Genomic DNA, 14,186 nt, shown 5'->3' on the forward strand with positions numbered 1-14,186 from the left:
CTCTTCTTATCTCGGCACGCCCATGAACGTCGAAATCACCCCTGAAGTGCAAAAGAGCCAGTATCTGGATCAGCTGGGTCCCAGCACTGGGATCGCACCCCAGACGCTGTCGGCTACGACGGGCATCGATGAACTGGCCAACGTGTTCAGCCAGGAAGCAATGCGTAACAGCCAACCGTTGGGCGAGCGTACGTTTGAGGTGCGCGTGCCGCCCATCGAGCAGTTCAAGCGGCTCTACAGCCTGCTAAGCCTCCCCGCTGACGCAAGCCTTTCCGCTGTTGCGCGTCGGATCAGGATGCAACTGCTGCAACGGCCCAGCGTTGACAAAATAGTGGAGCTGACTGGCCGTGATCCTGCTTGCACGTACGTGGTGCTCAAGCATGTCCTGACCCAGGCCGAAGGTGAATTGCGCGAGACCGAAGCCGGGCTGGCCCGAGACGCGCTGGCCAAGTTGGAGGTTCGCTACAAGGGCGAGATCCAGGCCGGGCTCAACATCGCCATGACGCTGCATGCGGCCAGTGGTGATCCGCAGGAGTGCCAGGCGGTGCGGGCGCTCTACTACGCGAGTGTGGTGCAGCGCCAGTCCCTGGCTCGCATGATGCAGGCCTTGCTGGGCGTGTACGGTGGCGACCGTTTCGCCGCAGGGCTCATGGTGATGCGCAAGGCCTTGGCGGACGATATTGCGGCGCACACGCCGTCGGTACCCACGGCGCAGTTGCGCACGTTGTTACTGGGCCTGCAAAGCTGCGGGCAGTTGAGTGCGGTGCTCGGTGCATGCCAGATGCTGATTCAGCGCATGAGTATCGAGCAGGACTCGGTCAGCCTGCTGCAGCGTCTGCTGGGTTATGCCGGCAGCGGCATCGCCCCTGCGGAGATCCAGAGCCTGGTGCAGGAGTTGGCTGGTGACAAGTCATCGGTTTCTCTAGTGTTGCTCAATGCGCTGTACCCGTTGTTCCAACAATTCCCTATCGCGTTGTGGAGTGATCAGCGTGGGCGTCAGGAGGCCCTGCACAACTTTTTGCTGGTGATGGATGAGTTTGCTCGTATCGAACGGGGTTCTGCCTACGTGGCAGGCTTTTCGAGGGACCGGGCGTGACCGCACTGGCGGTCATCAATAACGTGCTGCTCAAGGTGGCACGGCGTGCGGAGGTGCTGGGCGCCGTGGTGGTCATGGCCATCGTGTTTATTTTTATCGTGCCTTTGCCCACCTGGCTGGTGGATATCCTTATTGCACTGAATATTTGTATCTCGTGCCTGTTGATCGTGCTGGCGCTGTATTTGCCGGGGCCGTTGGCGTTCTCGTCGTTCCCGTCGATTTTGCTGTTGACCACGATGTTTCGTCTGGCGCTGTCGATCGCTACCACCCGCTTGATCCTGCTGGAACAGGACGCCGGTGAGATCGTCGAGGCCTTCGGCAATTTTGTGGTCGGGGGCAATCTGGCGGTGGGGATGGTGATCTTCCTGATCCTGACACTGGTCAACTTTCTGGTCATCACCAAAGGCTCGGAACGGGTCGCCGAAGTCGCGGCGCGGTTCAGCCTGGATGCGATGCCCGGTAAGCAAATGTCTATCGACAGCGACCTGCGCGCCGGGCTGATTGACGGCGGGCAAGCGCGGGACAAGCGCGAGCAGTTGTCCCGTGAAAGCCAATTGTTCGGAGCCATGGACGGGGCGATGAAGTTCGTCAAGGGCGACGCCATCGCCGGTTTGATCATTGTGCTGGTCAACCTGCTGGGCGGCTTCTCCACGGGAATGTTCCAGCACGGCTTGAGCGCTGCCGAGTCGATCTCGCTGTATTCCGTACTGACCATCGGTGATGGCCTGATTGCGCAGATTCCTGCGCTGCTGATCTCGCTGACGGCGGGCATGATCATTACTCGCGTCGCACCGGACGGCCGCAAGGGCGTCAGCAATATGGGCGCCGAAATTGCCCGGCAAATGACCAGCGAGCCCAAGAGCTGGATGATTGCTTCGGTCGGAATGCTGGCGTTCGCGATAGTGCCGGGCATGCCCACACTGGTGTTTATCTTTATCTCGATTATGACCGGGGCTCTGGGTTATTACCTCGCGCGCAAGCGGCAGCAACAAGCGCAGCCCGAAGCCCAGGCAGCCGAAGCGGTACGCCCTGAAGAGAACGGCAGTGAAGACCTGCGTGGCTTTGATCCGTCGCGGCCTTACTTGTTGAAGTTTCCCCCTGCACTGCGAGGGACGCCGCAAGTGACGGACTTGATTCACGGCATCCGCCAGGCACGCAATGCGCTTGTCGCTAACATCGGGCTCACGTTGCCGCCATTCGAGGTCGAGCTGGATGATTCGCTGGCCGACGATGAAATGCGGTTTTGCGTGCATGAAGTGCCGATGATCAAAGCCTCTGTCGTCAGCCGCGTGGCGGTAGAGCGCAAGGCGCTGACTGTTGAGCTGGAAGACGCCCAGGAAGGGCTGGCCGAGCGTGATGAGCAGGAATGGGTCTGGGTGAGGCCTGATGATCCGGTGCTGGATGATCCGCAGTTGGAGCGCTTCAGTGCAACGACCCTGATTATTGAACGCATGAAGCAAGCGATGATGCTCAGCGGACCGCAGTTCCTGGGTATTCAGGAGAGCAAGTCGATTCTCAGTTGGCTGGAGCACAACCAGCCCGAACTGGTGCAAGAGTTACAACGCATCATGCCGCTTTCGCGGTTTTCAGCGGTATTGCAACGACTGGCCGGTGAAGGCGTGCCGCTGCGCGCAGTGCGGCTGATCGTCGAGTCGCTGATCGAATATGGCCAGCATGAACGTGAGCCGGAGGCATTGGCCGGCTATGCCCGTATTGCCCTCAAGTCCCAGATATTTCACCAGTACAGTGAAGCTGATGGCCTGCACGTGTGGTTGTTGTCACCACAGAGCGAAAACACCTTGCGCGAGGCACTGCGCCAGACTCAGACCGGGGTGTTTTTTGCGCTTGACGATGAGAGCAGTGCAGCGCTGGTCAGCCTGCTCAACCAGGCCTTTACCTTACGTCCAAAAACCAAAAGCGTGATGTTGGTAGCGCAGGACTTGCGCAGCCCTCTACGTACCCTGCTGCTGGAGGAGTTCAACCATGTTCCGGTGCTGTCCTTTGCTGAACTGGGAAGCACCTCGAAGGTGAAAGTACTGGGACGTTTTGACTTCGGCCAGGACGAACTGATGCGGGGTGCCGTGGCGTGAGTGCCCATCCATGGTCAGTGTCAGGTAGGGCTCGATGATGTTTGAGCTACGTGTGCTGGACGGTTTACACCAAGGCGCTGCGTTGCCGTTGTTTGGCGACGAATGGAGTATTGGTGCCCATGCAGATGCAGATTTGGTGCTCAATGATGCTGGGATCGCCGAGCAGCATGCGCGGTTGCGGTTTATCGACTCGAACTGGTCGGTACAAGCCGAAGCCGGTCTGCTGCGCGGCGCTGATGGACAGGTGCTGGCCCAGATTGCGAGGCTGGAAGTCAGCGTACCGTTTCTGGTGGGCACGGTTCGGCTGTGTGTCGCCCTGGCTGATCATCCCTGGCCCCAGGCACCAGCGCCAGCTCCGGCGGCAGTACCGACATCATCGCGCCCGAGCGTCGACCCTGTGCGAACACTCACGTTGTCGTCCATCTCGCACTCCCAGCAAAAGCGCCTGCTCAGCCTGGTGTTGGTGGTGACGATCATCATCATGGCGGTGGGCATGGCCTCTACGGGGGAGCGCGAGGCCCAGGCTTCGCTGATGCCTCCTGAGGTCAAGAAAAGCGAGCTGGGTTCGCCGTTCGAAGTGCGCCAGCAGTTGCTGAAGATGCTCAACGAGCGCGAGTTGGATCATCGCGTCAGCTTGCAGGTGATCAATGGCCAGGTTGCCCTCAATGGGGATGTTTCCCAAGAGGATGTGGACTTGGTGGCGCGCATGCTCAGCCGCTTTGGCGAGCAGTTTGACAGTGACGTTCCGGTGATCAGCCGTGTCCGGGTACGCGACAGCGCACCGCCGTTCAGGATTGTGCAGATCGTTGGCGGGCCGAACGGTCATGTGGTGCTTGAAGACGGCGGTCGGCTGTTTGTGGGGGACGAATTGGATGGCTTGCGTCTGGTCTTGATCGATAACAGCAAAGTGATTTTCGATGGCGCACAGCGCTATGAGGTGCGCTGGTGAGTACGGACCTGCAAGCGCGCCTCGATGCATGGCAGCAGCGCCAGACACAATCGCTGGTGAGGTTTTCGCCGGTGAAGATGCGCGGTCGTATCCAGCGCGTCAACGGCATGCTGCTGCAATGCCGGTTGCCTCAGGCGCGTATCGGTGACTTGTGCCAGGTAGAAAAAAAGCCAGGCGAATACATGCTGGCCGAGATCATCGGTTTTGATCAGCAGGATGCGGTGCTCAGTGCCCTGGGCAACCTGGAAGGTGTGCGCGTGGGCGCCGGCGTGGAGCGCCTGGGTGTGCCGCATTGCGTGCAGGTCAGTGACGCGCTGCTGGGCCAGGTGCTGGATGGTTTTGGACGGCCGATTACGGGGGATGGCCCCAGTGCGTTTGCCGAGGCTGATGCGCCTGATGCAAGCCCGGTGTTATGTGAAGCGCCCTTGCCCACCGACCGGCCAAGGATCAACCGCGCGCTGGCCACGGGTGTGCGCTCGATCGACGGCCTGCTGACGCTCGGCGAAGGCCAGCGTGTGGGGTTGTTCGCGGGGGCCGGTTGCGGCAAGACCACCTTGTTGGCCGAGATCGCCCGTAATGTCGAGTGCGATGTGATTGTATTCGGCCTGATCGGCGAGCGGGGCCGGGAGCTGCGTGAGTTTCTCGACCACGAACTGGATGAGCAGCTGCGCTCCAAAGCGGTACTGGTGTGTGCCACGTCCGATCGCTCCAGCATGGAGCGCGCCCGTGCGGCCTTTACGGCAACCGCATTGGCGGAAGGCTTTCGACGCAAGGGAAAGCGGGTGTTGCTGCTGATCGATTCCCTGACGCGTTTCGCCCGGGCCCAGCGCGAAATCGGCCTGGCCGCCGGCGAACCCTTGGGGCGCGGTGGTTTACCTCCGTCGGTGTACAGCCTGTTGCCACGGCTGGTCGAGCGCGCCGGCCTGACCCGTGAAGGCGTGATCACCGCTATCTACACGGTGCTGATCGAACAGGACTCCATGAACGACCCCGTGGCCGATGAGGTTCGTTCGCTGCTCGATGGGCATATCGTGCTGTCCCGCAAGCTGGCCGAGCGCGGGCACTACCCGGCGGTCGATGTCCTCGCGAGCCTGTCGCGGATTTTGAGCAATGTCGCCGAGCCTGACGACATCCGTGCCGGGACGGCGTTGCGGCGCCTGTTGTCGGCGTACCAGCAGATCGAGTTGATGCTCAAGCTGGGTGAGTACCAGCCCGGCAGCGATGCCCTGACCGACCTGGCCGTGGACAGTCGTCAGGCCGTGGACGATTTCCTGCGCCAAGACTTGCGTGAGCCGGCGCCACTCGCGGCTACGCTGGACCAGCTCAAGGAGCTGACTGCCTATGTCCCTTTCTGAATCAACCTATTCGAAGGTGCTGCTGGATGAAGTCGAGACCTTGCGACGCCTGCGCCGGCATCGGGCGGACCGGGCCGAGCGCGCGCTGCGTGAAGCGAAGCGGGCTCAGAAAGCCTTGCTCGCGCATATCCAGCAGGCCCAGGCCGCCCTTGAGCAAACCCAGGAGGAAGAGGCCCGGCAAAGCGCCCAATTGCTCAGTCAGCATCAAGGCCAGGTATTGACCCTGCAGGCGCTCAAATCCTGGGGTGCGCAGGAGCGCTCATTGTCTGCCACGACTCGGCGCGACCAAGGTCAGCTGGAAACGCTACGGGGGCAGCAGGAAGAAAAGGAAGCCCGCGTCGACAGTACCCAGAAACAGGTTAGCGAGTGTCTGCGTCAGGTGGAAAAACTGCAGGAGTTATCTCTTTTACTGCTCCAGGAGTCGACATGACCCAGGTTTCAACCAAACCCACCGAACGCCCACGACAGCGCGAGCCTAGAGAGGGACATGAGCCTGGTGTTGGCGTCGTGGTGCCGTGGGAGCAAGGGCGGCTGTTTGCCCAGTTGTTCGGCGATAACGATGAAGGTACCGGGACGCGGGGTGGCTTGTCGGGCATGAAAGAGTCGATGACGACTTCCATGATTGAGGCGCTTGCGGAGCAACTGGCACCTCGCGTGATGGGCAGCGCGCAGTGGCCGCTTCAGGCGGTGTTGTATTTGCCGCGGCTGGGACGGATCAACGCCAGCGTACGCCGTGAGCAGAACGCCTGGAGCATTGATTTGGAAGCGGAAGATGACGCGACAGCGCGTTGGCTCAGGGGCACGCGCCAACAGTGCGAAGGTCGATTTGCCGCCGCGCTGGGGCAGCCGGTCAGCCTGTTTATACCCAACGCCGGGTCGGCATGATGATGCCGCAGTTGATATTGCCTTTGGTCAACGGCGATACGGTTGCCGCACGCCGTCGATTGGGGCGCGGCTTGCGCCTGCCGTTCCACGTGGCGGGGCAGGGCGGTGAGTTGAGTCTTGAACCAGGGCGCGCGCCTGCCGGGGTCAAAGCCGTGTGCCTGGAAACCGTATGCGGGGTGCTGGCGCTCGCTGAGGCCGGGCCGTTATTGAGCTTGCTGGGTGAGTGCCCGGTGACGCTGGCCGAGGCTGGCAACGATGCAGAGTCCTGGTTCTGGGCGCTGTTTCAACATCATCTCAGCCCTCAGGTGCTGGCCCTGCTGGGCTATGTGCGCTTGCTGGAGACAGAGCGCCCCACCGGGTTTGGTTGCCGGCTCAGCGTGACCCTGGGGGCGTCGCGTGTCACGGGCTATATGTGGTTGTCGGCTGAAAGTTTCCTGGCGTTGTGTGATGCGGGGCCTTGGCGCGCCATGGGCGCTCCGATGCCTGGAGCATTTCAACTGCCAATTGCCGTGATCCTGGGACGTTTGCAATTACCCATTGCGCAGGCACGCAGCCTGCGGCCTGGCGACGTGCTGATCTTTGAGCAGTGCTTGTTTCAAGCCCACGGCAATGGCCATTTACAGGTTGGCAGACAGCGGCTGCATGGCTGCATTGATGACGACACCGGGCAGCTGCGTCTGACCCTTACTTCTATCGAGGACACGTCTGTGGACGAGGAATTTTCAATACCCCCCTTCTCAGGGCATGAGGAGGATGAGCCCATAGTGGATGTGTTCGGCAACGAGCCGTTCGATGAGTTGAGCATCGGGCTGAACGTACGCTGCGGGACGTTGAACCTTACTCTGGGTGAGTTGCGTAACCTCGCCCCCGGCGCGGTGCTGGGGATTGCCGGATATGCCCCAGGAATGGCCGGCCTTTACTATGGGGATCGCCCTATTGGCCAGGGTCAGTTGGTAGAAGTCGACGGGCGCCTGGGCTTGCAGTTGTCTCGCGTGATGGTCGGTCGATGACACTGCAGGGGATAGATCCCCTCATTCTAGCGATGTTCCTTGGGGCATTGTCGTTGATGCCCATGCTGTTGATCATCTGCACATCGTTCTTGAAGATTGTCATTGTGCTGATGATTACCCGCAACGCCATCGGTGTGCAGCAGGTCCCGCCAAGCATGGCCATCAACGGGATCGCGTTGGCGGCCACGCTGTTTATCATGGCCCCGGTGGGGTACGAGATCGCCGAGAGCGTCAAGGCTTCGCCCCTGGACATGACTAACGTACAGACGTTTCTGCAGACCGGGAATGAGGCAATCAAACCGCTGCGTGCATTCATGCTGCGCAACGTCGACCCGGACGTACTGACCCATCTGCTGGAAAATACCGCGCGCCTGTGGCCTGCGCAGATGGCGCAAGAGGTGCAGCGCGAGGACCTGATCCTGTTGATACCGGCCTTCGTGCTGTCGCAACTGCAGGCGGGGTTCGAGATCGGCTTTCTCATCTATATCCCCTTCATTGTGATCGACCTGATCGTCTCCAACCTGCTGCTGGCGCTGGGGATGCAGATGGTCTCGCCCATGACCATCTCCCTGCCGCTCAAGTTGCTCTTGTTCGTGCTGGTGTCTGGCTGGTCGCGGTTGCTCGACAGCCTGTTCCTTTCCTATCTCTGAGGGGCGTATGGAACCGATCGTACTGTTCAAGCAAGGCATGTTGCTGGTGGTGGTGCTGTCGGCACCGCCGCTGATTGTGGCGGTGGTGGTGGGCGTGCTGACGTCGCTGGTGCAGGCGCTGATGCAGATACAGGACCAGACGCTGCCCTTTGGTATCAAGCTGGTGGCCGTGGGTATCACGTTGATCATGACCGGCCGCTGGATTGGTGTGGAGTTGATTCAACTGATCAACCTGACGTTCGAGATGATCGGTCGCTCGGCCCTGAATTGAGGTTTTGCCTGTGCTGCTGTATCTGGAGTTCCTGCCCAGCCTGATCATTGGCATGGCGCGTATCTACCCCTGCGCCTTTCTGGTGGTCGCGTTCTGTTTTCAGCATATCCGTGGCATGCCACGGCACACCATCGTGATGGTCATGGCGCTGATGCCCGCACCGGGTATTCATGCGGCATTGGAGGGCCACGACTACTCAGGGCTCATGCTCGGTGGCCTGGTGCTCAAGGAAGTGGCCCTGGGGTTTTTGTTGGGCGTTTTGCTTTCTATGCCGTTCTGGATGTTCGAGTCGGTAGGCGCACTGCTCGATAACCAGCGCGGCGCCTTGGCCGGCGGCCAGCTCAACCCTTCGCTAGGGCCGGATGCGACGCCCATCGGGCATTTGTTCAAGCAGTTGGCGATTTTTCTGTTGATCGTCAGCCTGGGGCTGGGCTCCCTGACTCAGGTGATCTGGGACAGTTACCTGATCTGGCCCCCCACGGTGTGGTTTCCGCTGCCGGCGGCGAATGGCATGAGCGTATTTGTCGACCTGCTCGCGGATACCTTCACGCACATGATGCTCTATGCCGCACCGTTCATTGCAGTGCTGCTGTTGCTGGAATTCGGCATCGCGTTGCTGGGGGTCTACAGTCAGCAGTTGCAGGTGAGTTCGCTGGCGCCACCGGTCAAGAGCCTGGCGGGTATCGGAATCCTGCTGTTGTACTTTGCGCTGCTACAGGACTTGATCGTCGGGCGCATGAGCCAGTTGGGCGACCTCAAGCACTCGCTGGGCCTGCTGTTCAAGGCGGCGATACCATGAGTGATTCCGGGGAGAAAAAACACCCGGCATCTGCCAAGAAGCTGCGTGACCAACGCAAGAAAGGCCAGGTTGCTCAAAGCCAGGATGTGGGCAAGTTGCTGGTGCTCACCGCCATCAGCGAAATCGCGTTGTTCACCGCCCAGACCAGTTTGCAACGGTTCCAGCAACTGATGATGTTGCCGATGTCCCGCCTGAATCAGCCTTTCGTGCGAGCGCTGGAGGAAGTGTTGGCCGAAGGCCTGGTGGTGTTTTTCTCGTTCGCCCTGCTGATGGCCGGTGTTGCGATCATCGTGAAGCTGATCAGCAGTTGGATGCAGTTCGGGATACTGTTTGCCCCGCAGACCCTGAAGCTCGATTTCAACCGCCTGAACCCCCTCAGCCAAATCAAGCAGATGTTCTCAGCCCAGTCGCTGATGAACCTATTGATGAGCATCGCCAAAGCGTTTCTCCTGGGATTGATTGTGTACGTGGTGGTCTGGCCTTCGTTGGGAACGTTGATCAACCTGGCCAATAGCGACCTGCAAAGTTACCTTCTGGCGTTGATTGCACTGTTCCGTCACCTGCTGCATGCGTGCCTGGGGTTGCTGCTGGTGCTGGCTCTGATCGACCTGATATTGCAGAAGCACTTTTTTGCCAAGCGCATGCGCATGACTCAGGTCGAGGTCGTCAAAGAGTATAAGGATATGGAGGGCGACCCCCATGTGAAAGGGCAGCGCCGCTCGTTGGCGTACCAATTGGCCCAAGAGGAACCGAAGGTCAAGCTGCCCAAGCTGGAGGAGGCCGATATGCTCGTGGTCAACCCGACGCACTTTGCCGTAGCGCTTTACTACCGCCCCGGCAAAACACCGTTGCCCTTGCTGGTGGACAAGGGCACTGATGCCAACGCTCGCAAACTGATCCACCGCGCCAAGGCGGCCGACGTGCCAGTGATCCAGTGTGTTTGGCTCGCTCGCACGCTTTATACGAAGAAACTGGGCGAGAACATTCCGCGCGAAACCTTGCAAGCCGTCGCGTTGATCTACCGGACCTTGCGCGAGCTCGATGATGAGGCCAAGCGTGAGACCCTGGAGTTGCCAGAGCTTGAGCAACGTTGATCAGCGGGTTGAGCCCGTGTCCAGGGCTTGCAGGCTGGCCAGTGTCAGCATCCGGCTGAGGACCCTGTCCGCAGCGCGGGTTGTTGCAGGCAGCGCGTGCCAGATCACCAGGGTGTCCTGGGCGTCGAGGTAGATAAAACAGCCATCGAACGCCAGCGCTTGCTCAAAGCGTCTTTCCAACGCCTGCTGCAATTGCCCGGTCTGCAGCGCTTCGCGAGCGACCAGCAGCGCCACCCCTGGTTGGGTGCCTGCGTTCTGTGCGCACACCGTTATACCAGGGCCGAGCGTAAGGTGAGCGGCAGTGCCGCCCACCAGGTTATCGAGGAAGACCTGACGCTGATGGTCGTCCAGTATCCCCGGAGTACTCATCGCTCCAGCGACACCGTCTGATAGTCCGCACGCTCCCCGGCGGGGCCGGGTTCGACGCGCATTTGAGGCGGCCACCAGATCACCAGCTTATCCTTGGTGGATTGCGGGCGTGAGCAGGAGTCGCCCTTGCAGGTCGGTGTGCAACCGGTGGCGAGCAATGCCGCGCCGATCAGGGTGACGTACAACAAGCGGTGTTTCATGGCGTGGCCTTCTGGATTGGAGAGAGCAAGGAGGGGCGTGGCACGCTGAGGTGTTCATCCTTTACCACCGGTCGCATGGCGATAAAGACCTCGGCTTCTTCACCTGGCTTGAGCCAGGCACGCGGCCAGACACTCACGGCCAACGTCTGCGAGTTGCTGCATTCTTTTTCATCAATGCGCACATTGCGCGTGAACTGGTTGCGCAGCACCACCACCGCGACGTTGTACTCCGGTCCGGCATACCATTGGCTGCGTTCGGTATTCAGTGCCAGCAGGTCACGGGTGTTGCACAGGGTATCTAGCCCCAGTGGCATCGGCGCCGCCTTGAAGGCCTTGGGTACTTGCCCGCTGACCAGATGGGCCAGTGTGCTGGTGATGTCGCTGCGCTTGATCACCGGTTGGTGCGGGTTAACGCGCCTGGCCAGCGGCGTGAGGGCGGCCTGCAGTTCGGCCTGGTCGGCCTGGGGCAAATAGCGTGACGGGTCGGTTTGGTCACCAATGACACGCGGGGTGAGGATGAACAAGCGCTCACGCCGATTGTTCTGGCGCTCGGTCGAGGAGAACAGCACCTTGCCCAGCAGCGGAATATCACCCAGCAACGGCACTTTGTTTTGCTTGTCGCTGCGCTCGGTCACGTGGAAGCCGCCGACCACCAGCGAACGCTTTTCCGCCATCACGGCCTGGGTGCTGACCTTGCCTCGGCGCACGTCAAGGTTGTTCGGATTGGGGTTGGTCTCGTCGAAATTGCCGTCTTCAATATCCACCACCAAGTGGATCTGATGGCCGCCACGGCTGGTGATGACGCGAGGCACTACCTGGAAGCTGGTGCCCACGGTAACCGGCAAAATGGTTGCATTCTCTCTACCGGGCGTCAGGTACTGCGTGCGGTTGAAGTCGATGACTGCCGGTTGGTTTTCCAGGGTGAGCACGGAGGGGTTGGAGACCATGGTTGCCAACCCCTTGGCTTCCAATGCGCGTATATCGGCATAGAAGCGGTCACGGTTTTCAATCGATAGTTGCGATGAGGTGCCCGGCGAGACATTGGCGCCGCCGCGAAACCGGCTGTTCTGAAAGCCCCAGTTCACCCCGAACTCGCGCAACTGCGTGCGCTCGATATCGAGGATGATCGCATCGATCTCAACCAGCTTGCGCGCGACGTCGAGCTGGCTGATCAACTCCCGATACATCGCCTGACGCTCTGGCACGTCGTAGATCAGCACAGCGTTGTTACGCACATCCGCCTCGACGCGGATCCGGCTGCTGGCGACCGGAGCTCGCGGGGTCAAGGTCGCCCCCATGTCCATTTGCGCCGGGTTGGCGTTCGCACCAAGCATTTGGCCCAACAACGGGTTGCCCAGGCGCGGCACGTTTGGCGTGAGAGGCGACGGCTGGGCGGCAGGGCGCTGGCCGAGCCCCGAGAGAGCAGAAGAGGAGCGCGGTTCCAGCAGCCCGCGCAAAATGCTGGCGACGCCTGGAACGTTGAGTTTTTCACCGCGGTAATCCACCAGGCGGTCTGTCGCATTGGCGAACTTCAACGGGTAACTCAGCACGCTCTGTTTTTCATCCGCAGAGCGGCGTTGACTGCTGAATTGCTTGATCTGTTGGATATAGCTCTTGGGACCGGAGACGAGTACGACACCGTCTTCCGGTAGCTCGCCCCAGCCGAAACGGCTATCGAGCAGTCCGATATCGGTCAGCGCCTGCTTGAGGTCGCTGATCGTCTCCGAAGACACCTCCAGCCGCGCGGACTCCTGCTGGTCCAGCGTGCTGATGTACAGGGTGTTGTTGTAGAGATACCACTGGAAGCGGTGCTCAACGCCCAGCCTGTCCAACATGGACTGCGGGGTATTCGCACGGATCTTGCCGTTGACAGTCCCCTCCAGCAAACCCTCGATTTGCAGTTGTGTGCCGAAGGTCTGGCCGAAGTCTTCGAGCACTTCCCTCAGAGGTTTGTGTTCGGCTTCATAGGCGTAGGCGGTGTTTTTCCATTCGGGGGGGATGGCGGCCAAGGTGCTGCTCACGGGCGTCAGCAGGCAGGTAACCAGAAGCAGGCTGCACAATTTGTCTCGTCGGGATAAAGCACCTGGCGAATCTTGGCGCAAGCTACGGCGCTTGTGGGTCGTGATTTTCATAGAGAATTCTCTGGTTAGTACGACAACGAACGTAACGAGGTGGGTCTGAGATTGCGGGTTGCGTGAGTGAGTCGCGCTGACGTGGCCCGCCACGTGTCGCGCTGGTTGAGCAGGTCTTCAAGACAACCGAGCACGTGGGCTTCCCCCTGCCCACTGCGTAAGGTTTGAATCAGCCAGAGCGTACCGCTGTCGGCTTTTTGAGCCAGTGCGCCCTGAAATAGATTCAGGCTGGCGACCCCCAAGCGCAGCCAACTTTGCAGTGTCGTGGTGTCTGAGGGGGTCGAGGTCAGTTGAACGCTCAATAAAACCAAATTGTCCTGGCGTTTTAAAATGATTTCGTCGTCGACTTCAAATAAGGTGATTTGTTCTTCGTGACTGCCCAGCCAATCACGGACGATATCTTTCATCTTATTGGAAACTTTCAATGGCTGTTTTCAGACACTGATGTTCAATTCGAAGGGTCTCAGTGTAAAGCGCATTGGAAACCGTCATCGATTCGACTAGTTTGTGAAATCGTTCAGCATCCTGTGCATCCTTTTCACCGCCTATCGGATGTGAGTTATAACTTTTATAAGCGGAATTTGCGTTTTTCAATGCGTAGTGCGAGAGCGTCTTTGGAGAGTCCATGGCGGGTCCTTTGTTGTTGAGGTTCTTATACGAAAGGCAGTTGTTTTGAGCCTGGGTTGAATCAGATGTTGATCACAAATTCTTTTTCGTGTTTGAACAAAGTGTCGAGCATGGAGCGCCAACTGATGCGAAAGTCTCCCTCATCCGTTTTCAAGACGAGTGTTTGAGGCGGGATCGCCTCATCAGCATGAAGTTTCCAGACGCAGGTTTTGTGATAAGCAAGATGCTGTTTTATTTCTTCAAGGTCTTGCGGGTGGCAGAGCAATGCCGCACTGACCTCCTGGACATGATTTATCAGCAATTGCTTCATAAGCGCGGCCAGCCTGCTCGGGGTTACCGTTTCATCGAGCAGGTAACCAATAGCCTCATTGGTAATGGAACTGGCGTATTGCTCAAGCATGTCGCACATGGATTGACGGTCGCGCTCCCAACGTTTTAGCTGGGCGTCAGCGCGCTGCCAGATTTCCAGTGACGCCTCCTCGCGTAATGTCTCGCATTGTTTTTCTGTCAAGCTTAGTAGCTCACTGGCCTGGTCCTCGGCGCGTTTCAATAGCTGCTCGGCCTGCTGCCAATTTGCTAGTTCTTCCCTCGGAATCAGGTTGCGTGGCAATCCGGGCGTGTCCTTGAGTAACTCAATGGCATATCGGCATAACATCAGT

16 protein-coding genes are annotated in these 14,186 nt (G+C 59.5%); 11 read left to right on the forward strand and 5 right to left on the reverse strand.

All coding sequences use genetic code 11. The features are described 5' to 3' along the window. The first annotated feature begins 22 nt into the window (after positions 1 to 22). Genes sctW through sctU form a run of 11 tightly spaced genes read left to right on the forward strand, consistent with a single transcriptional unit; the run spans position 23 to position 10,199 of the window. Complete coding sequence (gene sctW, locus AB3G88_RS03575; RefSeq protein ID WP_480453259.1) at positions 23 to 1,096, forward strand: type III secretion system gatekeeper subunit SctW; 1,074 nt, start codon at positions 23 to 25, stop codon at positions 1,094 to 1,096. Further along, positions 1,093 to 3,186, forward strand: coding sequence for a type III secretion system export apparatus subunit SctV (gene sctV / locus AB3G88_RS03580; protein ID WP_158877938.1), 2,094 nt, complete (start codon positions 1,093 to 1,095; stop codon positions 3,184 to 3,186). The genes sctW and sctV overlap by 4 nt, the downstream gene beginning before the upstream one ends. 37 nt (positions 3,187 to 3,223) lie before the next feature. Continuing rightward, positions 3,224 to 4,135 carry an FHA domain-containing protein gene (locus AB3G88_RS03585; RefSeq protein WP_480454406.1) on the forward strand — a complete coding sequence of 304 codons (912 nt, stop codon included), beginning with the start codon at positions 3,224 to 3,226 and terminating at the stop codon, positions 4,133 to 4,135. Further along, a complete protein-coding gene (locus tag AB3G88_RS03590; RefSeq protein WP_099583931.1) occupies positions 4,132 to 5,490 on the forward strand; it encodes a FliI/YscN family ATPase in 1,359 nt (452 codons plus the stop codon). Before AB3G88_RS03585 ends, AB3G88_RS03590 begins: the two co-directional genes overlap by 4 nt. Beyond that, positions 5,477 to 5,920 carry a type III secretion system stalk subunit SctO gene (gene sctO / locus AB3G88_RS03595; protein ID WP_480453262.1) on the forward strand — a complete coding sequence of 148 codons (444 nt, stop codon included), beginning with the start codon at positions 5,477 to 5,479 and terminating at the stop codon, positions 5,918 to 5,920. Before AB3G88_RS03590 ends, sctO begins: the two co-directional genes overlap by 14 nt. After that, complete coding sequence (locus AB3G88_RS03600) at positions 5,917 to 6,375, forward strand: type III secretion system HrpP C-terminal domain-containing protein (protein WP_480453264.1); 459 nt, start codon at positions 5,917 to 5,919, stop codon at positions 6,373 to 6,375. The genes sctO and AB3G88_RS03600 overlap by 4 nt, the downstream gene beginning before the upstream one ends. Further along, positions 6,372 to 7,385: a FliM/FliN family flagellar motor switch protein gene (locus AB3G88_RS03605; RefSeq protein ID WP_480453266.1), complete on the forward strand. Its 1,014-nt coding sequence runs from the start codon at positions 6,372 to 6,374 to the stop codon at positions 7,383 to 7,385. The genes AB3G88_RS03600 and AB3G88_RS03605 overlap by 4 nt, the downstream gene beginning before the upstream one ends. Beyond that, positions 7,382 to 8,035 (forward strand): type III secretion system export apparatus subunit SctR, encoded by a 654-nt coding sequence (gene sctR / locus AB3G88_RS03610; RefSeq protein WP_099583935.1) that lies wholly within the window; start codon positions 7,382 to 7,384, stop codon positions 8,033 to 8,035. Before AB3G88_RS03605 ends, sctR begins: the two co-directional genes overlap by 4 nt. Positions 8,036 to 8,042: 7 nt before the next feature. After that, positions 8,043 to 8,306, forward strand: coding sequence for a type III secretion system export apparatus subunit SctS (gene sctS, locus AB3G88_RS03615; protein WP_065938437.1), 264 nt, complete (start codon positions 8,043 to 8,045; stop codon positions 8,304 to 8,306). 10 nt (positions 8,307 to 8,316) lie between these two features. Continuing rightward, entirely contained in the window at positions 8,317 to 9,105 is a 789-nt protein-coding gene (gene sctT, locus AB3G88_RS03620; RefSeq protein ID WP_099583936.1) for a type III secretion system export apparatus subunit SctT, read from the forward strand. Continuing rightward, positions 9,102 to 10,199, forward strand: a complete 1,098-nt coding sequence (gene sctU / locus AB3G88_RS03625; protein WP_112193340.1) for a type III secretion system export apparatus subunit SctU — start codon at positions 9,102 to 9,104, stop codon at positions 10,197 to 10,199. Before sctT ends, sctU begins: the two co-directional genes overlap by 4 nt. On the opposite strand, the gene AB3G88_RS03630 is transcribed toward sctU, so the two are convergent. The 5 genes from AB3G88_RS03630 to sctL form a co-directional block, all read right to left on the reverse strand. Beyond that, on the reverse strand, positions 10,200 to 10,568 hold the full coding sequence (locus tag AB3G88_RS03630; protein WP_099583938.1) for a transcriptional regulator: 369 nt from the start codon (positions 10,566 to 10,568) through the stop codon (positions 10,200 to 10,202). It abuts the gene before it with no gap. Then, complete coding sequence (gene hrpT, locus AB3G88_RS03635) at positions 10,565 to 10,768, reverse strand: HrpT family type III secretion system protein (protein ID WP_099583939.1); 204 nt, start codon at positions 10,766 to 10,768, stop codon at positions 10,565 to 10,567. Before hrpT ends, AB3G88_RS03630 begins: the two co-directional genes overlap by 4 nt. Further along, positions 10,765 to 12,900 carry a type III secretion system outer membrane ring subunit SctC gene (sctC, locus tag AB3G88_RS03640; protein WP_480453270.1) on the reverse strand — a complete coding sequence of 712 codons (2,136 nt, stop codon included), beginning with the start codon at positions 12,898 to 12,900 and terminating at the stop codon, positions 10,765 to 10,767. Before sctC ends, hrpT begins: the two co-directional genes overlap by 4 nt. 14 nt (positions 12,901 to 12,914) lie before the next feature. Continuing rightward, the gene (locus tag AB3G88_RS03645) at positions 12,915 to 13,307 is read right to left on the reverse strand and encodes a type III secretion protein (RefSeq protein WP_480453272.1); all 393 of its coding nucleotides are present in this window, start codon (positions 13,305 to 13,307) and stop codon (positions 12,915 to 12,917) included. 281 nt (positions 13,308 to 13,588) lie between these two features. Then, positions 13,589 to 14,182, reverse strand: coding sequence for a type III secretion system stator protein SctL (gene sctL, locus AB3G88_RS03650; protein WP_480453274.1), 594 nt, complete (start codon positions 14,180 to 14,182; stop codon positions 13,589 to 13,591). Positions 14,183 to 14,186: the final 4 nt, after the last annotated feature.

This window comes from Pseudomonas arvensis, assembly GCF_056688935.1.